This window comes from Gibbsiella quercinecans, assembly GCF_002291425.1.
Lineage (GTDB): Bacteria > Pseudomonadota > Gammaproteobacteria > Enterobacterales > Enterobacteriaceae > Gibbsiella > Gibbsiella quercinecans.
This window is the reverse complement of the sequence record NZ_CP014136.1, coordinates 4,525,246-4,551,055: the sequence shown is the minus strand read 5'-3', so window position 1 is coordinate 4,551,055 and position 25,810 is coordinate 4,525,246. Positions and strand designations below refer to the sequence as shown.

Here is a 25,810-nt window from a genome sequence, read left to right as displayed (position 1 = left end):
CAGGCGCCGTAGAATAACTGTTTATTTCATGGCGCTACAGCATTCCTGGTAATAAAAACGGCCAGATCATCTCCTTGATGAAAAAAATAGCCATCCTTTGATGGCTATTTTCAGATTTTTAGCAGGCCTTTTTACCTATGGCGTCTCCGCCGCCGCCGAGTCACGCGCCGCTGGCTCGTTAATCGCGAAGCCACGCAGCCCAACCACATGCACATGTTCGTGGTTTTGGAACACTTTACGCACCAGCTTATAAGTGGTGCCTTTTTCCGGGCTGATATTTTCCGGCGCGGCGATAATCAGCTGCATCTCCAAGCGCTCGCACAGTTCGAACAACGTAGCGATAGACTTCGCATCCAAACGTGCGGCTTCATCCAGGAACAACAGGCGGCAAGGCGAAATGTCTTTGCCGCGCAGGCGGCGGGACTCTTCTTCCCAGCTTTGCACCACCATCACCAGGATCGACATACCGGTACCGATCGCCTCACCGGTCGACAGCGCGCCGCTTTCTGCACGCAGCCAACCGTCGGAGCCACGGAACACTTCGACTTCCAGCTCCAGATAGTTGCGGTAATCAAGCAGTTCCTCACCGATGGTCTGCGGCGTGCGCTGCCCCATATCAATCTGCGGATTCAGGCGCTGATACAGCTTGGCCAATGCCTCAGAGAAGGTCAGGCGGTTGCTGTTGAACAGATCCTGATGCTGTTCCTGCTGTTCAGACAACACGTCCAGCAACGTGGCGTGCGCTTCCCGCACGTTCACGTTCAACCGCACGCTCTTCACCTGGCCGAAGGACACTGCCTGCAGCCCCTGGTTAAGCATGCGGATGCGGTTTTGTTCCCGCTGAATGGTTTTGCGAATGATGTTGGCCACGCTTTTCGCGCTAATCGCCAGCTTCTGTTCGCGCGCGGTCAGCTCTTCCGTCAAGCGGCCAAGCTCGATCTCCATCTGTTCAATCGCTTCGATCGGATCGCCCGTGCGGATAATATCCTGGCGAATACGCTCACGCAGATGCTGATACACCGCAATATAGAACTGGATCTTACGCTCCGGCCGTTTAGGATCTTCGGAAAGGCGCAGCACATCACGCAGGTGTTCGTTATCCGCCACCGCCAGGCGCAACGCCCCCAACGCCTTATCCGACATCGAGCGCAGTTCGTCGCCGTCCATATAGGCCAGCTCACGCCGGTGCAGGCGGCGCTCCACGCCGTTGTCTTTCACCAGGCGCATCACCGCGCACCAGCCGGCCTTGGCGGTCACGACCTGTTCGCGCATCTGGTGATAATCACGCTCCAGCTTGCGCAATTTTTTCTGCAGGCTGTCCATTTCCGCTTCACAGAAGGTCAGCTGTTTTTCCAACTGATTGCGGCGCGCGCGGTTATTGCTTAACGCCGTGTGCAGTTCATCGCGGCGGATACGAGCGCGCTCTTCGGCATTGGCATCGGCCTGCACACCGATATCCACCAGTTCCTGGTTAAGCTCTTTGAGCATGTCGCGCTTGGCGTCATACGAGCTTTTCAGCGAAGCCAGCACCTGGCTGAACTGGGTGAACTGCGCCTGATACTGGCGCAGTTGGTCACGGGCGCGGCTGCGTTCAGCCTCCGCCTGCTCCAGCCGCTGACGCAGTTTTTCGTTCAGATCGTTATTGGCGTTCTGCATGCCGGCGGAATCGGCATAGCTGAAATGCGCTCGCCGTTGCACCACTTCCGTCAGCGCAAATGCCTGTTGCTTAGCCTGACGCTGCGCGTGCTGCGCCTGCTGATAATCCTGCTGCAATTGTTCATGCTGCTGTGGATCGCTCTGCAGCACGGCCAACAGCGGCTCCAGCTTCGCCAGCGCGGCGCCGTGCTGCTGGATATAGCGCGCGGCATCCTGCGCATCGTCAAGCTCGTCGCGGATTTCATCGACGCGATCCTGCAACGTGTCGTCGTTGAGCAGGGAAACCAGCGGCATCAGGCGGTTGAGCGCGGAAATGCCCTCTCTGGCCTGCTCATACTGTTGGCGCTGCTGCTGGTTCTGCGCTTCATGGTTATTTAGCGCGCGTTCAATTTCGCCCCGCCGGCCATTGAGCTTGCGGATTTCCGCTTCAGGATCGGCATCGAACGCCACCGCCAGGTGGGTGCCGATAAAGCGGCTGAATGCCTGATGCGCACGTTGCGTTTTTTGCACATCAAACGACAGCGTCGCGTAACGCTCTGCCAGAGAATCGCGTTCGGCATGCAGCACTTCCAGACGGCTTTCCCGCGCCGCACGGCCAAACAGCGGCACTTCCGGGAAACGTGAATAGCGCCATTGACGATCGGCGATTTTCACCACCACCGCCTTTTCCTGCTCTTCGACAGCGAATACGCTGTCATCGAACGACTGCGGATCCCCTTCAATCAGGTAAAGATCCTCTGGGCAATCCTCCAGCCCGTCAAGCAGCTCACGCACCAACGACAGATCCGGCACCACAATCGCGTGGCGTGACGGGCCGTACAGCGCAGAGAAGTAAGGCGCGTCATCAAGGGTGACATCGTCGTAAATTTCCGAAAGCAGCACGCCGCCAAAACGTTCGGCCAGCGTGACCAGGCGCTGATCTTCCGCCCCGCTCGGCTGGCTGAGGCGCTCGATCTGCGCTTCAACCGCGCGCTTACGCGCCGCCACGTCGTCGCGCTCGACGGTGGTTTCGCGCTCGCGCTCCAGCAGTTGCTGCATGTATTCGGTAACCTGCTGGCTGTCTTCCAGCGCTTCGCCGCTCTGTTCGCTAAGCTGGCTCAGGGCATCCTGGGCGGCCAGCCAGACCGGCGCGCGCGCGGTCAGGGCTTTGATGCGCTGCTGAATCTGCTCCAGTTCCTGGCGCATTTCCATCCGGCGCTCGCCGGCTTCGCTCACGTTTTGCGACAGCGACTCCAGGCGTTCTTCCAGCTCTTGCTGCAGGCTTTCCAGATCGTCTGGTTGATAGTCCTGCCCATGCCGTTTGCAGAACTCCTGCAACAGGCGTTCGGCGTCTTGCTGTGAGCGCAGGCGCTGTTCCAGCTCGCTCAAGCGCATCCGCAGCGGCTGAACACGCTCGGCCAGGTGTTGCTGTGAAGGCCAGTCGCGCAACAGTTCGCGCGCCGTCTGCCAGGCTTCGCTGCGGCTAACTTCGCCGGCAATCTTGCCCACCAGCTGATAGGCCTGCTCAAACTGGCCGTGAGCCGCGTCAGCCACGCTCAGTTTTTGTTCAAGCAGCAGCAGGGCTTCCGTCGCCTCTTGCTCCCGCGCCTGGAAGGTATCCAGCCAGGTTTCCGCATTCTCAGCGGTCAACTCCGGCAGTTGGCACAGGCCGCGGGCCCGTTCTAACGCCTGCAACGCCTGCTGGTACTGGATGGCACGGGTTTGCTGCACATCCAACGCCTGCTGGTAATCCGCCAGTTGGCTCTTCAGCTCATCGACTTCCAGTTCGGCGGCTTCGGCCCGCGCTTCGTTGTCTGCCTGTTGCTCACTGGCCTCGGCGACCACCTCATTCTGTTCTTCCAGGCGGTAGGACAGCTCTTCCAGATCGGCCTCGTAGCGCTCGACCTTCTCCCGCTGACGCATCGCCGTCTGCACCAGGTTGAGGTGATCGCTGGCGGCCTGGTAATCGGTTTCCAGATCGGATTCGGCGCCGCTTTGCTCAGCCAGCTCGCGCGCCATTTCAACGTGGCGGTACTGCTCAGCGGCCAGTTGCTTACGGCTGGTGAACAATTCGCTGCGCAACGCAATGGCGCTATCCAAATGGATGCGGCGCTCATTGGTGTGGCGCATATAGTCGGCGGCCACATAGGCGGTGGCGTCGGCAATTAAGTGTTTAAACAGATCGCGATCCGATTGGGTGACGCGGATCGCTTCCAGCGTCATACGGTTCTCGCGCAGCGCGGCTTCCATATCCTGGAACGCCTTGCGCACGCCGCTGTTTTCCGGCAGCAGGTAATCACGCAGCGAACGGGTAATGGCGCTGGAGATCCCGCCGTACAGAGAGGCTTCAATCAGCCGATAGAACTTGCTGCGATCGGCCGAAGAACGCAGGCGCTTCGGGATCACCCCTAAATCGAACATCAGCGAGTGGTAATCGGTAATGGAATTGAACTGCTTGAACTGCACCCCTTCCATTTCCTCCACGCGCTCTTTCAACTCCTGCAGCGGCAGCACGCGCGCCTGGCGCTCGCCCACCGTTTGCGTGAGCAGTTCCGTGGGCTGAATTGAGGTCGGCAAGCCCTGAATGGTGAACGGCTTGATGTCCACTTTACGATCGCGGCCGGCCACCTGCTGCAAGCGCACGCCAACGACCACGCGCTGATGGCGCGAGTTGACCACGTCCAGCGTGGAATAACACACCCCGGCGCGCAGCTTGCCGTGCAGGCCTTTATCACGCGAGCCGCTGGTGGCGCCGGCTTCGGTGGTGTTACGGAAGTGCAGCAGCGTCAGATCCGGGATCAGCGCCGTGACGAAGGCCGCCATGGTGGTGGATTTTCCGGCGCCGTTACCGCCGGAAAGTGTCGTAACCAGTTCATCAAGATCAAAAGTGCGGGCGAAAAAGCCGTTCCAGTTAACCAGCGTCAACGAGCGAAATTTACCGCGTTCAATCATTCCTGTTCATCCTCTGCACTGTCCTGGGCATTGGCTGCCGATTGCTCATCGCCTTCGTTGTCATCATGAAGTGACAGGCTGTTTTCAATCGGCATGGCCTCACCGTCGCGAATCATGCGCAACTGCGCTTCACGCGGATCGTCACCGCTGCGCACGTCTGCACCGAAGCGGAACACCGCTTCGGTAATGCGAAATTTGCTGCTGTCGCCGCCCATGAAGTAAACCATCCCCAAGCGGCGCAGGCGGTTAAGCGAGGTGCGCACCTTTTCATGCAGTTTCTGCCGATCGAGATCGGAACCGGTTGAACGTTGGTTGACGAACTTCAGCAGTTTGCTTTCATCCGCCAGGCTCAACAGTTCATCATACAGTTCCTGATGGCTGAAGATGCCCTCGTGCGCCAGGCGCTCTGGGCTGAGGTAGAGATAACAGAGGATTTTGCCCACCATCATATCCAGCTCGGACAGCACCGAACGTGCGATCAGCGTGGTAGAACGCGGGCGCAGGTAGAAAAAGCCTTCCGGCGCACGGATCAACTCCACGTTGTAACGGCCGTAGAACAGCTCAAGCTCTTCCTGAAAATCCATCAGGAAGGCGTGGTTGTCCAGCTCATCAATACCGATGTGGCGGCCGGCGCGTAGTTGGCTGTCCAGCGCCGGGAACAACGCATTAGACAGTGCCTTGGCCAGTTTAACTGGCATTACTTGTTCAATATTTGTCGATGACATGGGCCTGTACCTTGGCTCCGTAATCATTGATTGCCTGCCATTCGGCCGGCAACCCTGAAAAATCAGCTTCAGCCACACCAAGACGCACAGCCTGGTCGACCACTATACGCGCCACGTCAAAATGACGGGCACGCGGATATTGCGCCAGATAATCGCGCATTACCGTTCCTAAATTGAGCGGTATTTTTTGTTCCTGATAAACCTGTAGCGCCTGCTCGATCATGGCGGCCAACTGCTCGCGGATCTCGCTAAACTCCTCGAATTCCAGATCCGGCGGCAGTTCCCCGGTCACTTCCTCGCTACGCAGCGCCAGCTCTTCATCACGCATGTCCAGCAGGCGATCGGCATTGGCGAAGGTCAGCGCCCATGGGTTGTCGAAATAGTTTTGCACCGACTGGCGCAGGCGTTGTGAGAACACCCGGTTTTTATCCATATCGATGGCGGTACGAATGAACTTATGCACGTGGCGATCGTAGCCGATCCACAGATCGATGGCCTGTTGGCCCCAACTGATGATGCGATCCAGCTTGCCCTGCAGATCAAACACCAGCTTATCGACAAAGCTCAGTTCCGCGTCGCCCAGGGTGGCGTCCTGAATACGCAGCAGGTTAGCCTGCAGCTTATCGCCCGCGGCTTCCAGCGTATCTTGCAGTTCGCGCAGGGTGCCGGAAGTTTCCGACAGCAGCATTTCGCAACTGGAAATGGCCGCACGCCAGTCCTGATTCAGCAAGGCGGCAATGTCTTCTTTAACGCTTTGCTGCTGCTCGTCCATCACGCGCTGGGTCATATCGATGCTGTCGAAGATTTCCGCCACCGAGTATTTCAGCGGCGCGAACACGTTACGGTGCCAGTGGAAATCATCCCCGCCTTCTTCTGCGGCGTCCGCCGCGCGCTTAAGTTCCTGCGCCACAATAGACAGCTGCATCGACAGCCGCAGCGTCGAAAACTCGCGCTGGCGGATATAGTAGTCGGTAATGCCGATGCCAAGCGGCGTCAGACGGTAGATGGCATTGCCATCCGCCAGTTCGCTGGTAAAGCGGTTCAACAGGCGCTGGCGCACCATATCGTTAATGGCATTGTTGGCACGAATCGCCACCGTTTCATGCGTCTGCTCAAAGCCTTTGCTGACATGACGAAAGGCATCAATCAGCTCCCCTTCGCTCATCTCGCCATCCAGCCGCTCGCCGTTTAACGTGGCAATAGCGAGCAGAAACGCAAGACGCTCCGTTGGGAGCGAAAGAGAGAAATCATTTTTCCGTGCCCAGGCGACCAGTTCGGGTACAGTCTGGGAAAACTCACTCATAGTTCGTCCTTCAGGTCGGGTTTATGCGCCATCACGTGAATATAGCGCCCCAAACTCACGTACGGCTCTTGCCGGCAATAGCGCTGTTCAAGCGCCAGTAGCTCTTCAAATTTTTCGGACTGTAACTGCCGGCTTTGCAGATAATCATGGAACACTCGCACACCAGTTTTGCCGCTAATGCGCAGCCCCAGTTGTTCCAGCCAGCCGTAGACATCCTGTGGCTGGTGCGGGTACTGCGGCGACAACGAACGCTTTCTGCGCCTTCTAACCTGCGGATCCACTAGCTGGAAGTTCCCCAACACCACGTTGCGCATCAGCAGACCGTTGGCGTTAAAAAACATCAGCGACAGCGCGCCGCCCGGCGCTAAACAGGCTGACAACGCGCGCAGCGCCGCCAGCGGTTCAGCGATCCATTCAAGCACCGCGTGAAACAATATCAGATCGACAGGCTGTTCCAAGTGCTGGCCGATATCCTGAACAGCATTTTGTCTAAATTGCATGTTCTGGCTCACACCTTTCTGCTCTGCCAATGCCGCCGCCCGTTGGATCATCTCACCGGAAAGATCGCACAACAAGACCTGATGTCCTAATTCGGCCAGTTGGCAGGCCATATGGCCTTCACCGCCGCCGGCATCCAAAATGCGCAGCGGCCGCTGCGGCAGTTGCGCCAATAACGCGTTCAGATCCTGCCAGAGCACCGCCTGGCGAATCTTCCCTTTGGTGGTGCCATAAATATTACACGCAAACTTTTCAGCAATATCGTCAAAATTGCGATCCTGCATAAGACAGTGACTCCACTGCTTTTATTCTGGCTCCGGCAAAACGCCCGCCTATTCAAACCTGCTATTTTGGCACAGACTGGCTTAGAATGAATCTTCTTGCAGCCAGATTGCGCCTGGATGTCGTTTTTTCACCCAAAAGGATCGGATTTTTGATGCTGTTTGACCTGAAAAAGTTCATCGGCGGTATTTTGATGCCGCTGCCCGCCCTGCTTTTGCTGATGGGGCTGGCACTGTTACTGATATGGTTCACCCGCTGGCAGAAAAGCGGTAAGGCCATTTTAACCCTGAGTTGGCTGTTTTTATTGCTTTTCAGTCTGCAACCGGTCGCCGATCGCTTATTGCGCCCCATCGAAGCGCAATACGCCACCTACCGCGGCAACGATGCGGCAAAGTATATCGTGGTGTTAGGCGGTGGCTACACGTATAACCCGGACTGGGCGCCGAGCTCCAATCTGATCGGCAATAGCCTGCCGCGGGTTACCGAAGGTATACGTCTCTATCAGGCACGCCCCGGCAGCAAAATGGTGTTTACCGGCGCCAGCGGCGCCAATATGCTGAGCAACGCCGAGACCGCCGCCAGAGTGGCGGAGAGCTTGGGGGTACCGCGCAGTGATATCGTGGTGCTCGATCGCCCGATGGATACCGAACAGGAGGCAGGACAAGTCGCCGAACTGGTGGGGCAACAGCCGTTTATTTTGGTCACCTCGGCCAACCACCTGCCGCGGGCGATGCGTTTCTTTACCGCCAAAGGATTGCACCCGATTCCCGCGCCGGCCAACCAGTTGGCAATCACCTCACCGCTGTATTTTTGGGATCGCGTATTGCCTTCGGCCATGTTCCTGGGGCACAGCGAACGCGCCTGGTATGAAACGCTGGGCAGCCTGTGGCAACGGGTGAAAGGCGCCGATAAGGATTAACCCGCCAGCCACGGCAACAGTTGCTGCGAAGCATTGCTGAACAGTTGCCGATCGAGCTTGCCGGTGTGGATCATGCGCGCAGCGGCTTCCCATACCGTGTACAACCAGCGGCGCGCCATGAACGATTCCGCCACCGGCGCCCGCTGCAAATACTCGAACAGCAGTTGGCTTGGCATACCGGGTTCGCTTAGCCGGAAAAGATCGTATTCACGCGGCGCCCAAAGCATCATGCCTGGATTAAACATCGCCAACAGTTGGTCGGTTTTGGCGTCTTTGAGCATACTGCGCAGCGTCAGGTTGCCGTGCACCAACACACAGGGATCGTCAAAGCCAACAAAGAAATGGGTCAATGCTTCGCGCGTGCGATACAGCAAGCGGCGATCGTCCATCGTCAACTGCGGCGAATTCAGGTTGGTGAGCGTCGACCATAACACCTCGATCCGCTGTTGATACCAGCAAAACCAATCGTTTTCCTGCGTGCTGTCGACGGTGCCAACGTTACCGTGGCTGTCGATGCGGTGCCAGGCCAGCATCCCTTCCACGATCTGCCCCTTCAGCATGTTCCAGCGATCGGGCGTGCGCGTCGGCGCTTCAACCGGTACCCCGCGCAGCCGCTCAATCAGCAGAATTTCCTTGTACGGCGCCTGGTGGGTATACACCACGCCAAACACCGTCGGCAAACGGATATCCCCCTCCCGCGCCAGCATTGAAAGCTTATAGGCCTCTTGTTGGGCGATCCCCGCGCAGACATAGCTTTTCGCCATCAACGGAATGGCGTGATCATGTTGATCATACAATGAGTACATGTGCGCGTAGGGCTGCTCGCTGACGCGTTCAAGGCGGCTGATTGATTCGCCCAGCACAATACTCAGTTCGGCACGTAACTGTTCCATCAAGCGAAACCTCTGGAGGAAAAATAAAGCGCTTTACATCATCAAACGCCATGCGGGGAAATACTTCAATGCAGATCAACAAAACGCAGAACAACGGGCAAAAACGCAACGGCCAGCGTTATGCTCCGCTGGCCGTTCTATCACCCGGCGGCAATCAGCCGCGCAGGGTATCGCGCACGCGTTGAAGATCGTCTGCCGTGTCCACCCCAACGGTTGGGATGGCCTTAGCGACCGCCACGTGGATTTTCTCGCCATACCACAGCACACGCAGCTGTTCCAGCAACTCGATCTGTTCCAGTTGGCTGGGCGCCCAACGCACATAGCGGCGCACAAAGCCGGCACGATAGGCGTAGATGCCGATATGGCGCAGCAGGCTGTCGCCGATGGCAGCTTTCGAGACGGCAAAACGCTCGCGATCCCAAGGAATGGTGGCGCGCGAGAAATACAGCGCATATCCTTGGGCGTCCATCACCACTTTCACCGCGTTAGGATTAAACGCTTCTTCTGCACTTTCAATCGGCACCGCCAGCGTCGCCATGCCGGCGCTGCTGGCCGCCAGGTTTTCCGCCACCTGGCGGATAATCACCGGTGGGATCAACGGCTCATCACCCTGGACGTTGACAATGATCTGATCATCGGCAAAGCCGTAATGTTCAATCACTTCCGCCAACCGTTCCGTGCCAGAGTGATGATCCGGGCTGGTCATACACACTTCGCCGCCAACCGCCGCCACGGCATCTGCCACATCGGCATGATCGGTGGCGACAATCACGCGCGCCGCGCCGGACTCGCGGGCGCGTTCCATCACGTGCACCACCATGGGTTTGCCATGGATATCTGCCAGCGGTTTGCCCGGTAAACGCGTTGACGCATAACGCGCAGGAATAATCGCGATAAAACTCATGCGTGTCTCTCTTCCAGTGACAGAGCGCGCGCTTCGTTTTCCAGCAGCACCGGAATACCATCACGCAGCGGATAGGCCAAACCATCCACTTTGCAAACCAGTTCCTGATTCTCTTTATTGTAGTAAAGCTTGCCGTTACAGACCGGGCAGGCAACGATTTCAAGTAAACGGTGATCCATGCTCCCTCCAGGGTGGAGATATGACTTCAGGAAAAGATGCATGAGAATAACATAACGTGGTGTTACGGTTAATCACCGGCTGACCCCTCGATGACATTTCCGTGAAGGGGTTGAATTGCACTGGCCGCAGGCGTAGAATTTTGTGTGACAAGCATCACATAATTAATCACAAGCAGTCGATGTTGCTTTCTGCCACACTGTTTCCCAGGTAGTACCGCAAATAACACCACGTATTGTAACGAACGGCGCTGGCACTCGTTTTACCCCCTTTTTATGGCAACGCCGTTCGTTATTCCACTTGCCAGCCGCTTCCCCAATGTGCAGCCAATTCATCCGGCAGCGTTTTTAACGCTACCTGCCGCGCGCCATGCCATTGTGCACAACGGGTAATGGCTTGATATATATCCTGGCAGCGTTGTTTACCCAGGCGAAGCCCCGGCTCAAGATGCAAACTGCGTACCTCGAATATGCCCAAACGGCGGTGCATTTTGGCATCAATGCGCCCAATCAGTGCGCCGCGCTGCAATATCGGCAGGGTAAAGTAGCCGTACTGCCTTTTTTCGCTCGGGGTATAGCATTCCAGGCGATAATCAAAACCAAACAGTTCACTGGTGCGACGGCGATCCCACACCACCGGATCAAACGGCGATAGCAGCGTGCACACCGTCGATGCCAGTTTACCCTGCTCGGCCAGCGCCAGTTGCGCGGCCAGCGAATGGTGGACGTAGCATTTCGCGTCCCAGCCGGCGACAACGACAGGGATGATCTCCCCCTGTTGTTGCAGCTCGGCAAGCAGTTTTCCTGGCACGACGCGCTTTAAGCGATAATAGTCCGCCAGCCATTCCGCACGGAAAAAACCCAGATAGCGGCAGGTACGCCGGAGCATCTCTCGCCTGGCGGCGTTTTCTGGCAACGCATGTTGTGCATCATCCCATTGCGGCATCAGACGTTCAGTAAGATCGTACACCCGCTGGAAATTACGGCGTTCGGCCACCATTAGCCTGCCGGTGGTAAACAGCAGTTCAAGATGGCGCTTTTCCGGCTTCCAATCCCACCAGCCGCTGTTGCCCTTATCTCCGTTGCTGAAATCCGCCGAGCGCACCGGTCCTTTTTCCTCGATGTGTTGCACCAGCGCCTCTATGGCATCCTGGTGCTGTTCAGCCCACTGCGCCGAATATTTCCAGCCCATTCCCTGTGGCGCCAGCATGCGATGACGCATCAGAGGGAAGTCGTCAATGGGGAGAAAACAGGCTTCGTGCGCCCAGTATTCAAACAGGCGCCGCTGCGCTAATGCCTGATCCAGCCATGCGGGCGAGTAATCGCCAAGCCGGCTGAACAGCACCAGATAAGGGCTGCGGGCAACGACGCTGATGGTATCGATTTGCAGTAAGCCCATCCGTTGAATCGCTTGGATAACATCGTCTGGGCGGGCTTTACGCCGAACCGGGGTTAATAAGCCCTGGGCGGCAAGGTGTAGTGCGCGGGCGGCGGCCAATGAAATAACCGGCAAAGGCATCCTGTCGTCCTGCTGAAAGGGGGGTTACTTGATAATAGTGGAATTGGCGTGATTTTTCTTCGCCAGTGCAAAGTAGCGGGAGCGCTGGCACTGGCGAGGAGGAAGATACTTAGAACGCGATAACGTCTGCGGCCGACAGCCCATTGGAGCCACGGCAGATCGAAAACTCAACGTTCTGGCCTTCGGTAAGTGATTTGTTTTTGGTATTGGCAATCGCCTGGCGGCTGACGTATATTTCGCCACTGCCATCAACCGGGGAAATAAAACCATAGCCTTCAGCCTGATTAAACCATTTCACCCGACCCATTTTTAACATCCGATTTTTTAACATAACTGATTTCCTTTTTTTGTGGGCACCCGGAACTACGCCATGCGTATTTGTTATCTGGATGCTACCAGCCCATCCTAAGTTTTTCGTCATAAACTCCTTATGAGCAAACATTAAAAAGCCCGCACGCTGGCGGGCTTATTGAACTTAATATCTTCCGCAATAATGCCAGCCTAACGGCTGCATCATGGTTGTATTAAGATCTCGATACGCTATTCCCTGAACTTACAGGGCAACAACGTTGGCGGCAGCCGGCCCGCGCGGGCTGTCCTGAATGGTGTACTCAACACGCTGGCCTTCAGCCAGGGTTTTGAAACCGTCGGTCATGATAGCAGAGAAATGTACAAACACATCTTTACCACCGTCGTGCTGTTCAATGAAACCAAAACCTTTGCTCTCGTTGAACCACTTAACCTGACCCGTCTTCTTAGACATTACATTTACCTTTTAAATATATAAAAACTTGCCATAAGGCACTTTGGACTGCTTGCAGAAACATTACTTATGGGAGGTACTTAGAAGGTTCATCTTTGAAGCGGAATCGACTGATAACGGCTTTGAAGGAACTGCTTAACTCTAAACTCTGGCATAAATAGGTCTGTATCACAGGCCGAGGCTTATTTACTCATAAAACAACCGGCTACACAAGCGGGTTTAACATTTTATTTTCATCATCATGCATGATGACACATTATCCCTATGATAATGCTTGATTATTTATTTTCTTTTTTATTACAAAAAGCGTTTTTTATCAGCACTGCACGCCGCCCGGCCCCAAGGCTAAACGGCTTGCAGGTTATTTCAGCAGCGCTTCAATGCGCTGTAGCAACTGTTCGGCCTGCTGCTGGGGCAACTGTGCATCAACCGGTAAATACCACCAGTTCGGCTGAGCAAACGCTCTGCATTTCACGGCATCTTTTTCGGTCATCAATAGCGTCTGCTGCGGCTGAACCAACGCGGCCAACTGCGCCAGGCTATAGGCCTGATGGTCGGCAAACGGAACTTCTCGCACCATTTCAACACCCTGCTTTTCCAGCGTGGCGAAAAAACGCGGCGGGTGACCAATGCCGGCCATGGCAACCACCTGGGGTAGTTCAGCCGCCGGGCGCCGTTCACCGCTGAGCAGGTTCACCGCATCCCGGGCCTGCAGCTTCATGGCGATTTCACCCGCCTGGGCTACGCCACCGTTAGCAATGCAGACATCCACGCTGTTCAGCCGAGCAGCGCGCTCGCGCATCGGGCCGGCGGGCAACCACCAGCCGTTGCCAAAACGCCGCACGCCGTCAATCACCACCACTTCAAAGTCACGCTGCAGGGCATAATGCTGCAACCCATCGTCGGTGATCACCACATCCACCGCGTGCTGCTGCACCAATGCTTGTACCGCGGCCACGCGCTTGGGCGCAACGGCAACCGGCGCCCCGGTACGTTGGTAAATCAGCACCGGCTCATCACCGGCCTGCGCCGTTGTGGTCGCGCCATCCAGCAGCAGCGGGTAACTTGCTGACTTGCCGCCATAACCGCGCGACACCACGCCCGCGCGGTAACCGCGTTGCTGCAACTGCTCCACCAGCCAAATCACAACCGGCGTTTTACCGTTGCCGCCGGCGGTCAGGTTGCCCACCACAATAACCGGCACCGGCGCCCGCCAGCTTTTGCGCAGCCCCAGGCGATAGCTTAAGCGGATTAAGTTGCTCACCAGGCCATACAGCCAGGAAAGCGGCAACAGCAGCAAATAGAGCAGTGAACCGCCAGACCAGATGCGCTCGATCATTATTGGCCAAACTGCAAACGGTGAAGCTGCGCGTAAGCCCCATGCCTGGCGAGCAATTCATCATGCCCGCCACGCTCGACGATACGCCCGTCTTCGATAACCAGAATCTCATCCGCTTTTTCAATCGTGGACAAGCGGTGCGCAATCACCAGCGACGTGCGGTTTTTCTGCAGTTCGTCCAGCGCCGCCTGAATCGCCCGTTCAGATTCCGTATCCAGTGCTGAGGTGGCCTCGTCAAGGATCAGGATTGGACAATCGCGCAGCAGCGCCCGGGCAATGGCAATACGTTGGCGTTGCCCACCGGAGAGCATCACGCCGTTCTCGCCGATCACCGTATCCAGCCCCTTTTCCATCTTGTCGATAAAGTCCATGGCATAGGCCATGCGCGCCGCCTGTTCGATCTCTGCACGGCTATAGCGATCTTCACGCGCATAGGCAATATTGTTGGCGATGGTGTCGTTAAACAGGTGGACGTTCTGCGATACCAGCGCGACCTGATCGCGCAGGGATGCCAGCGTGTACTCACGCAGATCGTAACCGTCCATCAGCACCGCCCCTTCCTGCACGTCATAGAAACGGGTCAACAGGTTGGCGATGGTCGATTTACCCGAGCCGGAGCGCCCAACCAGCGCCACCGTTTTGCCTTCAGAAATACTCAGGTTGATGTCGCGCAGCGCCGGCGTTTCTTTGCCTGGGTAGAAGAAGGTGACATTGCGGAACTCAATATCCCCTTTGGCGCGTTTTACTTCGCGGGTGCCGCTATCTTTTTCCTGCTCCATGTCCAGAATGCTGAACAACGTTTGGCAAGCCGCCATACCGCGCTGGAACTGGGCGTTGACGTTGGTCAGCGATTTGAGCGGCCGCATCAGGGCGATCATTGATGAGAACACCACGGTAATGGTACCGGCCGTCAGGGTTTCCATCACACTGGGGAAGCTGGCGGCAAACAGCACAAACGCCAGCGCCAGCGATGCGATAAGCTGAATGATTGGATCGGAGATGGACGATGCAGAAACCAGCTTCATGCCCTGCTGGCGCATGCGATTGCTGACCGAGTTGAAACGCTCGGTTTCAACCTGCTGACCGCCGAAAATCAGCACTTCTTTGTGCCCTTTCAGCATTTGCTCGGCGCTGGTTGTCACCTGCCCCATGGTGTTTTGCATATTTTTGCTGATATTACGAAAACGCTTCGATACCAGGCGAATCGCGAAGGAAACGATCGGCGCCAACACAATCAGGATCACCGAAAGCTGCCAGCTATAATAAAACATCATAATGAAGAGGCCGATGATCGAAGCCCCTTCGCGCACCACGGTAACCAGCGCGCTGGACGACGACGATGCCACCTGCTCGGAGTCATAAGTGATACGCGACAGCAGCGTCCCCGTTGACTGCTGGTCGAAAAAGGCCACGGGCATACGCATCATATGGCCAAACAGGCGGCGGCGCATTTGCATCACCACCATCCCCGACACCCAGGAAATGCAATAGCTGGAAATAAAACTGGTGAGGCCGCGCATAACCATCAGGCCGATAACCACCAACGGCATCCAGACCAGAACGCTGCTGTCTGCTTTGCCAAAACCCTCATCCAACAGCGGTTTCAACAGCGACAACATCAATGTGTCACCGGCAGCGTTTAAAACTAACGCGATAGCGGCTACGATCAGCCCAGTTTTAAAAGGTGTGATCATCGGCCATAAGCGACGGAAGGTCTGCCAGGTCGAGAGATCTTTATCATTCATCATGCAAATACCAGCATTGGAAGAAATAGCGGCTCATTTTACTCATTATCCTCCATAACACCAAACCACCGATGATACCAACGGGGCACTAATTGCTCGCGAAAGCCTTGAATCTGCCAATCTTTGTCGAAGAAAAAGACGCTCAGTTGCCCAGAGCGGGCTGTATCATGCCAATCCGCCTGATAGCCCACATATCTGGTAACAATTTTCTCTGCAGGGAAACGCCATCTGTTATAGCGCGAAGCCGAAGCCAACGCGGCTTTGGGCGCCACTGCGCGAATAAACGGCGAAGAAGACGAGGTTTTGCTGCCATGGTGCGGCACCTGCAGCACCGTTGCCGGCAATAAATGCCGCTGCTGTTGTAATAGCAGCGCCTCCCCTTTCAGCTCGACATCGCCCGTCAGCAAAACGCTGTATTGCCCATCACTCACCCGGACGATACAGGAGTCGTTGTTACCCGCATCGGCCACCAGCTTGCCAGGCCCTAAAACGCGAAAATCTAGAGTTTGCCATTGCCAGTGCACACCGACCATGCAGGGCAGATGGCCAGCGCCGAGTTGTGGGCTGCGCACGCTGGCCTGTGGGAATGCCTGCCGCAACGTTGCCAGCCCGCCGGTATGATCGAGATGATTGTGGCTGATGATGATCTGCTCAACAGCCAGGCTACGCCAAGTGAGAAACGGCAGAATATAGCGCTCCGCCGCATTGCCGCTCTGCCACTGCCCGCCGCTATCAAACACCACCGCTTTCCCCTGGGCGGAAATCACGACGGCCAGGCCGTGCCCAACATCCAGCATATCCACACGCCAACGGTAGGGATCGGGGCGTTCACGCCACAAGAAGCCGCACAGGGCCAAGGCCGCGATCCCGCCGGCATAATGCCACCAGCCGTTGAAACGCCAACAGACCACCAGCAACCACCCCGCCAGACTGATAAGCAAAGATGAGGCGCCAAGCTCAACCCAGCCCCGCTGCAAATAGCCTAGCGGGATAAACACCCACAGCAGCGTTTGATCGGCCAGCCACCACAGTGCAGCGCTGACGGTGGGGAGTGCGCCCAAAACAATAGCCAGCAAAATCAACGGTACGGTCAAAAAGGAAACCAGCGGCACAGCCCACAGGTTGGCCGGCAACGAGGTTAGCGTCATCCCCAGAAACAACCCGGCTTGCATGGGAACCAGCAGTAACGTAATACCTAACTGCAGGTGCAGCCAGCGTACCGGCGCCCAAAACCAGGTGGTGCGTACACGCTCGCTTAGCGGCACCCAGTCAAACCAGAAGATCAATGAGGCTACCGCCATAACGGATAGCCAAAAGCTGTCTGACAGCACGGCCAACGGATCGCACAACAGGATTAAACTGACGCACCATAGCCAAACCTGCCACGAGGAACACTGCACGCCGCCAATGCGCAACAACATCCACAGGGTCAGTGCCACCCCGGTGCGCACTGCAGGCGGCTGGCCGCCGGCCAACCAGACATAAATCACAGTGAAAAACCAGCTCACGACTAACGGGAAGCGGTAGCCAATCCAATAGGGTGGAAAAAAAAACTGCACGCCGCGCAGTAATAACCAAACCAGGATCGCCGCCATCGCCACATGCAGCCCGGAAATCGCCATCAGGTGGGCAATGCCGGTTTTCAGCATTAGCGTACGCAACGCCTTCTCCAGCGACGTTCGCTCGCCAAAGGCCAGCGCCAGCAACACCGATTTATAATTCACGGCGGGAATATTCTGTTCCGCATGATGGATAATGCGCTGGCGCAGGTTACAACGGGGATCCAGCAGCGCCGCCTGGGTTATCCGCCCGGTAAGTGGTTGCCGCTGCGCCAGTGCCCAACGCTGGCTGTCAAACCCACCCTGATTGAGAATGGCGTGTACCGGGCGCAAACGAACCTGCAACCGCCAGCGTTGGCCTGCACAGGGGATCTCCTGCTGCCAGCCGGCACTGAAGTAAAGCGCCGGCAACAGCCAACGCCCATCAACCTGTTCGATACGAAAAATCACCCGGCCAGGCGCTTCATCCTGCAGGCGGATACTACTTACCGTGGCGATAATATTTTGCGGTGCGCCAATTAGTGCGGTGATCTGCCCCACCAATACGCGGGCGCTACCGCTCGCCACTAAGAAACCGCATAACAGCCAGCACATTGCCTGGCAGACGGAGTTCCGCGTTTGCCGCCACAACAGCAGCGCGATAGCGGCAATAATCATTAGCCATGGCCAGGGAGGAAGCTGCGGTAGCAGCAATAATGGAAATGTGCCGGCAGCCACCCCGATGGCTGCGATATCGACCGAGGTTTTGATATGCCGTCTCCCTGGCGTGTTCTGGTGTTCGCACACAGATATAGCGCCAGGCATGAATGCTAACCAGCCACAAATGGCAAACGCTGAATGCGGAGCGCAGAGGTTTGCAGCAAGCAATGAAACGGGGCAACCGCACTGCGCGTTTTCGCACAAAAAAGAACATGTGAGTGGAAGGTAGGTTTGCAACGGCGACACTTGGGCAGCGTTGGCTGCGCGTCTCAATGCAGCGCAATCACCGTGGAAATAATAACTGCGGGGGAATTAAAAAAAGAAAAACGGCGCCATCAGGCACCGTTTTGTATTCGTTACAAGCAACAACTCTATGGATTAACCATAGATATTGGCACGGTCACGCAACTCTTTACCCGGTTTGAAGTGAGGCACGTATTTACCGTCCAACTCAACCTTGTCACCGGTTTTCGGGTTACGCCCAACGCGCGGAGCACGGTAGTGAAGAGAAAAACTGCCGAATCCGCGGATTTCGATGCGTTCACCCTCGGCTAACGTTGCAGCCATGTGCTCAAGCATTTCCTTCACGGCATCCTCAACGGCCTTAGCCGGAATATGAGATTGCTGGCCAGCCAGTCTTTCAATAAGTTCAGACTTGGTCATAGTTCCTCCAAGCTTTTCAGCTAAACTACCGTATCGGGGCGGCCAGAAACCGCCCCCCGTCATTACTCGCCTTTAGCCGCTTTGAAAGCTTCAGCCATAGCGTTAGAGAAGTTACCGTCTTCCTGTTTGTTGTTAACAGTCGCGATAGCGTCTTTCTCGTCAGCTTCGTCCTTAGCACGTACGGACAGGCTTACAACGCGGTTCTTACGATCAACACCGGTGAATTTAGCTTCAACGTCATCACCAACGCTCAGAACCAGAGTTGCGTCTTCAATGCGGTCGCGAGAGGCTTCAGATGCACGCAGGTAACCTTCTACGCCGCCTGCCAATTCAACTGTAGCACCTTTAGCGTCAACAGCGGTGACTTTACCAGTAACAATAGAACCTTTCTTGTTCAGAGACAGGTAGTTATTGAACGGGTCTTCAGCCAGTTGTTTCACGCCCAGAGAGATACGTTCGCGCTCTGCGTCAACCTGCAGAACAACCGCTGCGATTTCGTCGCCTTTCTTGTATTCACGAACTGCTTCTTCGCCTGCAACGTTCCAGGAGATGTCAGACAGGTGAACCAGGCCGTCGATGCCGCCGTCCAGGCCGATGAAGATACCGAAGTCAGTGATAGACTTGATTTTACCTTCAACGCGGTCGCCCTTGTTGTGGGTTTCAGCAAATTGCTGCCATGGGTTGGATTTGCATTGTTTCAGGCCCAGGGAGATACGACGACGTTCTTCGTCGATGTCCAGAACCATAACTTCCACAACGTCGCCCACGTTAACCACTTTGGACGGATGGATGTTTTTGTTGGTCCAATCCATTTCGGAAACGTGTACCAGACCTTCAACGCCTTCTTCGATTTCTACGAAGCAGCCGTAATCAGTCAGGTTGGTCACGCGGCCAGTCAGCTTGGTGCCTTCTGGGTAACGTTTCGCGATAGCAACCCATGGATCTTCGCCCAGTTGTTTCAGGCCCAGGGAAACACGCGTACGTTCGCGGTCGAACTTCAGAACTTTAACAGTGATTTCATCACCAACATTGACGATTTCGCTTGGGTGCTTAACGCGTTTCCAAGCCATATCAGTGATGTGCAGCAGGCCATCTACGCCGCCCAGATCAACGAATGCACCGTAGTCAGTGAGGTTCTTAACGATACCTTTAACTTCCATGCCTTCCTGCAGGTTTTCCAGCAGTTGATCGCGCTCTGCGCTGTTTTCGGATTCGATGACGGCACGGCGAGAAACAACAACGTTGTTGCGTTTCTGATCCAGCTTGATGACTTTGAACTCAAGCTCTTTGCCTTCCAGATGCAGGGTGTCGCGTACTGGGCGCACGTCAACCAGGGAACCTGGCAGGAACGCACGGATGCCGTTCAGCTCGACAGTGAAGCCACCCTTCACTTTGCCGTTGATCACACCGACAACAGTCTCAGCGTCTTCGTATGCTTTTTCCAGCGTGATCCAAGCTTCGTGACGCTTAGCTTTTTCACGGGACAGCAGAGTTTCACCGAAGCCGTCTTCAACAGCGTCCAGAGCAACGTCAACTTCGTCGCCAACCTGGATTTCCAGTTCGCCCTGGGCATTTTTGAATTGCTCTGCCGGAATGGCGGATTCAGATTTCAGACCGGCATCAACCAGTACTACGTCTTTATCGATAGCAACAACAACGCCACGAACGATGGAACCCGGGCGGGTTTCGATTTCTTTTAAGGATTCTTCAAAGAGTTGAGCGAAAGATTCAGTCATGTTTAATCTTCAGGGTTCTTTAGTTTAACGTCCATTTAGCTTCATGCCGAATGGGGTTGTTTCACATCCCTGCCTTTGCTCCATGCCGGCAAGGTTACTAATAGCGGTAAATTTTACCCAATATATCAGAATAGTGCTATGACAATACGCTAACAAAACCAAATTACGCCGCCGAGCTATTGCTGCGGCAACGCCAAAATGGTTTGCGCATGTACCAACGCACGTTGGATGACCTCGTCGATCGACATACTGGTTGAATCCAGTATAAGCGCTTCAGGGGCTGGCACCAGAGGTGCGACAGGCCTGTTGCGGTCGCGAGTATCCCGTTCCTTTATCTCGGCTAAAAGACGTTCGAAGTTAACATTAAAGCCTTTTTCTTGCAACTGCAGCATGCGCCGCTGCGCACGTTCTTCCGCGCTGGCGTCAAGGAAAATTTTCACCGGCGCGTCCGGGAACACCACCGTGCCCATATCGCGGCCATCGGCAATCAGGCCGGGCGCTTCGCGGAACGCGCGCTGGCGGCGCAGCAGCGCTTCACGCACGCGTGGGAAAGCAGCGGCCTGCGATGCCGTGTTGCCAACGGTTTCAGTGCGGATCTCATTACTGACGTCCTCACCTTCTAAAATGACCTGTAGCCTGCCGTCCTGGGCAATAAAACGGACGTCAAGATGTGCTGCCAACGGCACCAGCGCTTCTTCTGAAGCGATATCGACCTGGTGGTGCAAAGCGGCCAGCGCCAACACGCGATAAATCGCGCCGGAATCCAGCAAACGCCAACCAAGGGACTCGGCCAACGCTTTGCACAGCGTGCCCTTGCCTGCACCACTTGGCCCATCAACGGTTATCACCGGGGCTATAGCCGTCATTTTCTTCTCCTTCAGGTAAAAACCGTGCAAGGGGCCTGGCGGCTCCCCTGCTGGCCTGCGCCATTGTCGGGCAGGTTCGGGGCATATTATACCTAGCCATAACGGGAACTGTTACCCTGGAACCGTCTGGTTATTAAAAATAAGCGCTGGCGCGCATTAACGCACGGCGGCAAAGGCGCCACCAAAAGCACAGGCCGCACGAGGCGGCCTGTTTAACGCAAAGATAGCGATTGCCCGCTGCGCCGCGCTCAATAACTGTCCATCAGCACATCACGCCGCCGGCTGGCGCTCTTTTTCCTGCCCTGGACCACGATACCGACAGCAATCACGCCCAGGCTAAGCACGCCGGTCGCCACGATCTCCATCCGATGCGCCGGCATGATGAACATGATCGCCAATACCGCCACGATAAATGCGATCACCAGATAGGTCAGCCCCGGGAACAACCACATTTTAAAGGTAATGGCCTCGCCCTGTGCTTCCCGCTGGCGGCGCATGCGCAGGTGCGCGATGGAAATCACCAGGTAAACCAGTAACGCAATTGCCCCCGAGCTGGCCAGCAGGAAGCTGAACACCTCGGCTGGCGCAATGTAGTTGGCGAAGACGGCCAGAAACGCCGCGATAGTCGACATCAATACTGCACAGTACGGTGTGCCCGCGCGGTTAGTGCGCTTGCACACGGCCGGCGCATCGCCGCGGGCGCCAAGGGAAAACAGCATGCGCGACGAGGTATAAAGTGCGGAGTTCAGGCAACTGGTCACGGCTACCAACACCACAATATCCACAATCAGTTTCGCATGGGGGATACCCATTCGCTCAAGCACCGTTTGATAAGAGCCAACGCTTGGCAGACTGCTGTCATTCCAGGGAACCAGAGCCAGCACGATGAAAATGGAAAGCAGATAGAACAGGCCAATACGCCAGATCACCGAGTTGGTGGCCTTAGTTATTTCCCGCCCCGGGTTTTTCGATTCGGCCGCAGCGATAGTCACAATTTCCGTCCCCATAAAGGAAAACATCGTGGTCAGTATCGCCGCCAGCACGGCGCCAAAGCCGTTGGGCATAAAACCATGGGTATCATAGAGGTGAGAGATGCCGCTCACGCTGCTACCTGGCAGTAGACCAAAAATCGCCAGCAGCCCGAGCGCGATAAAACCGACGATGGCCGCCACCTTCAGCAAGGCGAACCAGAACTCAAACTCACCGTAGTTTTTCACGCTGAACAGGTTGGTGGCGGTGAGCAACAGCGTTATCACCAAAGTAAATACCCAGATAGCGATGCCGGGAAACCAAGCGTGCAAAATCGTCGCCGCCGCGTTCGCTTCCAGTGGAATAACCAACACCCAAAACCACCAGTACAACCAGCCGATGGTAAAGCCGGCCCAGCGACCGATCGCTTTTTCGGCGTAGGTTGAAAACGATCCGGTATCCGGTGAGGCAATCGCCATTTCCGCCAGCATACGCATAACCAGCACAACCAAAGCCCCCGCCGCCGCATAAGCCAGCAACACCGCCGGCCCGGCTTCAGCGATAGCATGTGATGAGCCGACAAACAGCCCTGCTCCAATAACCCCGGCGATTGACAGCATCGTAACATGCCGTGGTTTCAGTCCTTGCTGGAGGTGATTCCCATTAACGCTATTACTCATTAGTACCCCATCCCGCTCTGACATCATTTACTCCGGCTTATGTTTTTCACTCATTAATAAAGCCGCCATAAGATAAACAGAGCAAATTCCATGCCACAAAAAACGGCCGGTGCACGTGGGGTTGCAGGTTTCAGTGATAACAACAAGATGATTTGTAAGGCGTTTGTTTTTTATCCAGCCTGGCTGGGGCGTAAAATGCGCCATACCGCAGCCATGCACCATCAACGGGCACAAAAACAGTGCATATCGGTACAGTTAAAACTGATAAACATAAAATGATAAATATCGTTATATGCCATTACCTTGCTTAATTTAGCAGCCATCGTTTTGGCCCAGCACTTATAAGGGAAACATATGTCCCCGTATCGCCAAAAAGCAAAACCCCCTGCCAGCCAAAGGCCGACAGGGGGTTAATACCAGGTGCGGCAATTATGCCAATTGGCTAATACGGATTAACTGCTCAAAATAGTCTGGGAAGGTTTTCGCGGTACATTTCGGATCGAGGATTGTCACTGGCGTATCAGACAGCGCCACCAGTGAGAAGCACATCGCCATACGGTGATCGTTGTAGGTACCGATTTCGGCTGCGCTCAGCTTGGCCGGCGGCACCACGCGGATAAAATCCTCGCCCTCTTCTACTTCCGCGCCGACTTTGCGCAGTTCGATCGCCATCGCCGCCAGACGATCGGTCTCTTTCACACGCCAGTTGTAAATGTTGCGGATAGTGGTCGGCCCTTCGGCAAACAGGGCGGTGGTGGCAATGGTCATTGCTGCGTCAGGGATATGGTTCATGTCCATATCGATGCCTTTTAGGCTACCGTGAGTGCACTCAATAAAATCCTCGCCCCAAACGATCTTCGCGCCCATTTTTTCCAGCACGTGAGCAAATTGGGTGTCGCCCTGCACGCTGTTCTTACCAATGCCGGTAACGCGCACGGTGCCGCCCCGAATGGCTCCCGCAGCCAGGAAATAAGAGGCGGAGGAAGCATCGCCTTCCACCAGATACTCCCCCGGGGAACGGTAGGTTTGCTGCCCGCGGATATGAAACACACGGTAGTTCTCGTGGCTGACCGCAACGCCGAAGGTTGCCATCAGGTGCAGCGTGATATCAATGTAGGGTTTGGAAACCAACTCGCCTTTGATATGGATGTGGGTATCTTGTTCCGCCAGCGGCGCAGTCATCAACAACGCCGTCAGGAACTGGCTGGAGACACTGCCGTCAACGCTGACGTCACCGCCACGGAAACCGCCGCGCAGGCGCAGCGGCGGATAACCGCTCTGCTCCAGATAATCGATAACCGCGCCCCCCTGGCGCAGGGCATCCACCAGGTGGCCAATCGGCCGCTCCTTCATCCGGGGTTCCCCCGTCAGCACCACATCGCCGTGCCCCAGGCACAAGGCCGCTGCCAGCGGGCGCATGGCGGTGCCGGCGTTGCCCAGGAACAGTTCCAACGGCTGTTTGGCCTGCAACGGCCCCGCCACGCCGGTCACGCTACAGGTCGTACGATCGTCAGAGAGTTGGTAAGACACCCCCAACGCCTGCAGCGCATTAAGCATATGGCGCACGTCATCACTGTCCAACAGGTTAGTCAGCGTCGTGGTCCCTTCGGCAAAGGCCGATAGCAACAGCGCCCGGTTGGATACGCTCTTCGAGCCAGGTAAGTTGACGGTGCCATCGACCAAAGCAACCGGTTGTAACGTCAGGGAATCAGCCATGTAAACCACACTCTCCAAATCTGATAAACGAAACGGCCCCGGGCAAAACCGGGGCCGCTTTAACATACAGGAACAACAGCCCGCCCACCGGGGATTGGGCTAACACAATTAACCGTGGCGGCGCTCGAAATCAACCATAAAGTCGGTCAGCGCCTGAACGCCGGCCAGCGGCATGGCGTTATAGATGGAGGCGCGCATGCCGCCTACCACGCGGTGCCCTTTCAGCGCCTGCAGGCCCGCCGCTTCGGCTTCGCTGAGGAACACTTTATCCAGCGCGGCATCGGCCAGTTGGAACGGCACGTTCATTTTGGAACGGTTAGCCGGCGCCACCTGGTTGCGATAGAAATCGGAGCTGTCAATGGTGCCATACAGCAGTTCGGCCTTGGCCTGGTTGCGTTTTTCCATTTCCACCAGCCCGCCTTGCTCTTTCAGCCATTTAAACACCAGGCCGGAAAGATACCAGGCAAAGGTCGGCGGGGTGTTAAACATGGAGCCGTTTTCGGCCAGAACGGTGTAATCAAGAATCGAAGGGACTTCCTTGCGCGCGTTGCCCAGCAGATCTTCACGGACAATCGCCAGCGTCAGCCCCGCCGGGCCGACATTTTTCTGCGCGCCGGCATAGATAACGCCAAAACGGCTCACGTCTATCGGGCGGGAAAGGATGGTGGAGGAGAAGTCGCCAATCACGACGCTGTCAGCGAAATCCGGGGTCTCATCGATAGCCACGCCGTCGATGGTTTCGTTCGGGCAGTAGTGAACATAAGCGGCATCGGCGCTCAGTTGCCATTCGCTCATCGGTTTGATCGCTCGCAGCCCGCCGACGGTGGTTTGGACGTCGATAACGTTCGGCGTGCAATATTTTTGCGCTTCTTTAATCGCGCTGTGGGCCCAGTAACCGCCGTCAATGTAGTCAGCGCTGGTTTTATCGCCCAGCAGGTTTAACGGCAGCGCGGCAAACTGCGCGCGGGCGCCACCATGGCAAAACAGCACCTTGTAGTTGTCAGGGACTTTCAGCAGATCGCGCAGATCCTGTTCCGATTGCTCAGCAACGGCGAGAAATTCCTTACTGCGGTGGCTGATCTCCATTACCGAAGTACCAAGGCCATGCCAGTTGCACAGCTCCTGTTCCGCACGACGCAATACTTCTACCGGCAACATCGCCGGGCCAGAACTAAAATTATAAACCTGAGTCATTTCCCCTCACCACATTCACTATTTTTGCCAATGGTTCTGGCTTAGATAATACGCCCGAAACCAGACGATGTCTCG

General features: G+C 56.0%; 21 protein-coding genes. 2 read left to right on the top strand and 19 right to left on the bottom strand.

Annotated elements, in window-relative coordinates; genetic code table 11:
* Window positions 1–135 precede the first annotated feature (135 nt).
* Genes mukB through cmoM form a run of 4 tightly spaced genes read right to left on the bottom strand, consistent with a single transcriptional unit; the run spans window position 136 to window position 7,397 of the window.
* Complete coding sequence (gene mukB / locus ACN28Q_RS20720; RefSeq protein ID WP_095848072.1) at window positions 136–4,587, bottom strand: chromosome partition protein MukB; 4,452 nt, start codon at window positions 4,585–4,587, stop codon at window positions 136–138.
* A complete protein-coding gene (gene mukE / locus ACN28Q_RS20715; RefSeq protein WP_095848071.1) occupies window positions 4,584–5,312 on the bottom strand; it encodes a chromosome partition protein MukE in 729 nt (242 codons plus the stop codon). The genes mukB and mukE overlap by 4 nt, the downstream gene beginning before the upstream one ends.
* A complete protein-coding gene (mukF, locus tag ACN28Q_RS20710) occupies window positions 5,293–6,615 on the bottom strand; it encodes a chromosome partition protein MukF (protein WP_095848070.1) in 1,323 nt (440 codons plus the stop codon). Before mukF ends, mukE begins: the two co-directional genes overlap by 20 nt.
* Complete coding sequence (cmoM, locus tag ACN28Q_RS20705) at window positions 6,612–7,397, bottom strand: tRNA uridine 5-oxyacetic acid(34) methyltransferase CmoM (protein WP_095848069.1); 786 nt, start codon at window positions 7,395–7,397, stop codon at window positions 6,612–6,614. Before cmoM ends, mukF begins: the two co-directional genes overlap by 4 nt.
* 152 nt (window positions 7,398–7,549) lie before the next feature.
* On the opposite strand from cmoM, the gene elyC reads away from it, so the two are divergent.
* Window positions 7,550–8,314: an envelope biogenesis factor ElyC gene (gene elyC, locus ACN28Q_RS20700; protein WP_095848068.1), complete on the top strand. Its 765-nt coding sequence runs from the start codon at window positions 7,550–7,552 to the stop codon at window positions 8,312–8,314.
* Here elyC and ACN28Q_RS20695 read toward each other — a convergent pair.
* From ACN28Q_RS20695 to gabP, 13 genes are all read right to left on the bottom strand, one after another.
* On the bottom strand, window positions 8,311–9,207 hold the full coding sequence (locus ACN28Q_RS20695) for a YcbJ family phosphotransferase (protein WP_095848067.1): 897 nt from the start codon (window positions 9,205–9,207) through the stop codon (window positions 8,311–8,313). The two genes, elyC and ACN28Q_RS20695, sit on opposite strands and share 4 nt — an antisense overlap.
* Before the next feature lie 154 nt (window positions 9,208–9,361).
* Entirely contained in the window at window positions 9,362–10,111 is a 750-nt protein-coding gene (kdsB, locus tag ACN28Q_RS20690) for a 3-deoxy-manno-octulosonate cytidylyltransferase (protein ID WP_095848066.1), read from the bottom strand.
* Complete coding sequence (locus ACN28Q_RS20685) at window positions 10,108–10,290, bottom strand: Trm112 family protein (RefSeq protein ID WP_095848065.1); 183 nt, start codon at window positions 10,288–10,290, stop codon at window positions 10,108–10,110. The genes kdsB and ACN28Q_RS20685 overlap by 4 nt, the downstream gene beginning before the upstream one ends.
* A 289-nt stretch (window positions 10,291–10,579) precedes the next feature.
* Complete coding sequence (locus ACN28Q_RS20680) at window positions 10,580–11,806, bottom strand: winged helix-turn-helix domain-containing protein (protein ID WP_095848064.1); 1,227 nt, start codon at window positions 11,804–11,806, stop codon at window positions 10,580–10,582.
* Between the two features lie 109 nt (window positions 11,807–11,915).
* Window positions 11,916–12,137 carry a cold-shock protein gene (locus tag ACN28Q_RS20675; protein WP_095848063.1) on the bottom strand — a complete coding sequence of 74 codons (222 nt, stop codon included), beginning with the start codon at window positions 12,135–12,137 and terminating at the stop codon, window positions 11,916–11,918.
* 222 nt (window positions 12,138–12,359) lie between these two features.
* Entirely contained in the window at window positions 12,360–12,569 is a 210-nt protein-coding gene (gene cspE / locus ACN28Q_RS20670) for a transcription antiterminator/RNA stability regulator CspE (protein WP_004928244.1), read from the bottom strand.
* A 361-nt stretch (window positions 12,570–12,930) separates the two neighbouring features.
* A complete protein-coding gene (lpxK, locus tag ACN28Q_RS20665) occupies window positions 12,931–13,908 on the bottom strand; it encodes a tetraacyldisaccharide 4'-kinase (protein WP_095848062.1) in 978 nt (325 codons plus the stop codon).
* Window positions 13,908–15,656, bottom strand: a complete 1,749-nt coding sequence (gene msbA, locus ACN28Q_RS20660) for a lipid A ABC transporter ATP-binding protein/permease MsbA (protein ID WP_095848061.1) — start codon at window positions 15,654–15,656, stop codon at window positions 13,908–13,910. Before msbA ends, lpxK begins: the two co-directional genes overlap by 1 nt.
* 35 nt (window positions 15,657–15,691) lie before the next feature.
* On the bottom strand, window positions 15,692–18,016 hold the full coding sequence (locus tag ACN28Q_RS20655) for a ComEC family protein (protein WP_095848060.1): 2,325 nt from the start codon (window positions 18,014–18,016) through the stop codon (window positions 15,692–15,694).
* Between the two features lie 273 nt (window positions 18,017–18,289).
* Window positions 18,290–18,574 carry an integration host factor subunit beta gene (gene ihfB, locus ACN28Q_RS20650; RefSeq protein WP_004928264.1) on the bottom strand — a complete coding sequence of 95 codons (285 nt, stop codon included), beginning with the start codon at window positions 18,572–18,574 and terminating at the stop codon, window positions 18,290–18,292.
* 62 nt (window positions 18,575–18,636) lie between these two features.
* Entirely contained in the window at window positions 18,637–20,310 is a 1,674-nt protein-coding gene (gene rpsA, locus ACN28Q_RS20645) for a 30S ribosomal protein S1 (RefSeq protein ID WP_095848059.1), read from the bottom strand.
* Window positions 20,311–20,486: 176 nt separating this feature from the next.
* Entirely contained in the window at window positions 20,487–21,176 is a 690-nt protein-coding gene (gene cmk / locus ACN28Q_RS20640; protein ID WP_095848058.1) for a (d)CMP kinase, read from the bottom strand.
* Between the two features lie 248 nt (window positions 21,177–21,424).
* Window positions 21,425–22,825, bottom strand: a complete 1,401-nt coding sequence (gene gabP / locus ACN28Q_RS20635) for a GABA permease (RefSeq protein ID WP_095848057.1) — start codon at window positions 22,823–22,825, stop codon at window positions 21,425–21,427.
* 90 nt (window positions 22,826–22,915) lie between these two features.
* On the opposite strand from gabP, the gene ACN28Q_RS20630 reads away from it, so the two are divergent.
* Window positions 22,916–23,104 carry a hypothetical protein gene (locus ACN28Q_RS20630; protein WP_095848056.1) on the top strand — a complete coding sequence of 63 codons (189 nt, stop codon included), beginning with the start codon at window positions 22,916–22,918 and terminating at the stop codon, window positions 23,102–23,104.
* A 150-nt stretch (window positions 23,105–23,254) separates the two neighbouring features.
* Here ACN28Q_RS20630 and aroA read toward each other — a convergent pair whose 3' ends face one another.
* Both aroA and serC read right to left on the bottom strand, forming a co-directional pair.
* Window positions 23,255–24,541 (bottom strand): 3-phosphoshikimate 1-carboxyvinyltransferase, encoded by a 1,287-nt coding sequence (gene aroA / locus ACN28Q_RS20625; protein WP_095848055.1) that lies wholly within the window; start codon window positions 24,539–24,541, stop codon window positions 23,255–23,257.
* Window positions 24,542–24,649: 108 nt separating this feature from the next.
* On the bottom strand, window positions 24,650–25,735 hold the full coding sequence (gene serC / locus ACN28Q_RS20620) for a 3-phosphoserine/phosphohydroxythreonine transaminase (RefSeq protein ID WP_095848054.1): 1,086 nt from the start codon (window positions 25,733–25,735) through the stop codon (window positions 24,650–24,652).
* Between the last annotated feature and the right edge of the window lie 75 nt (window positions 25,736–25,810).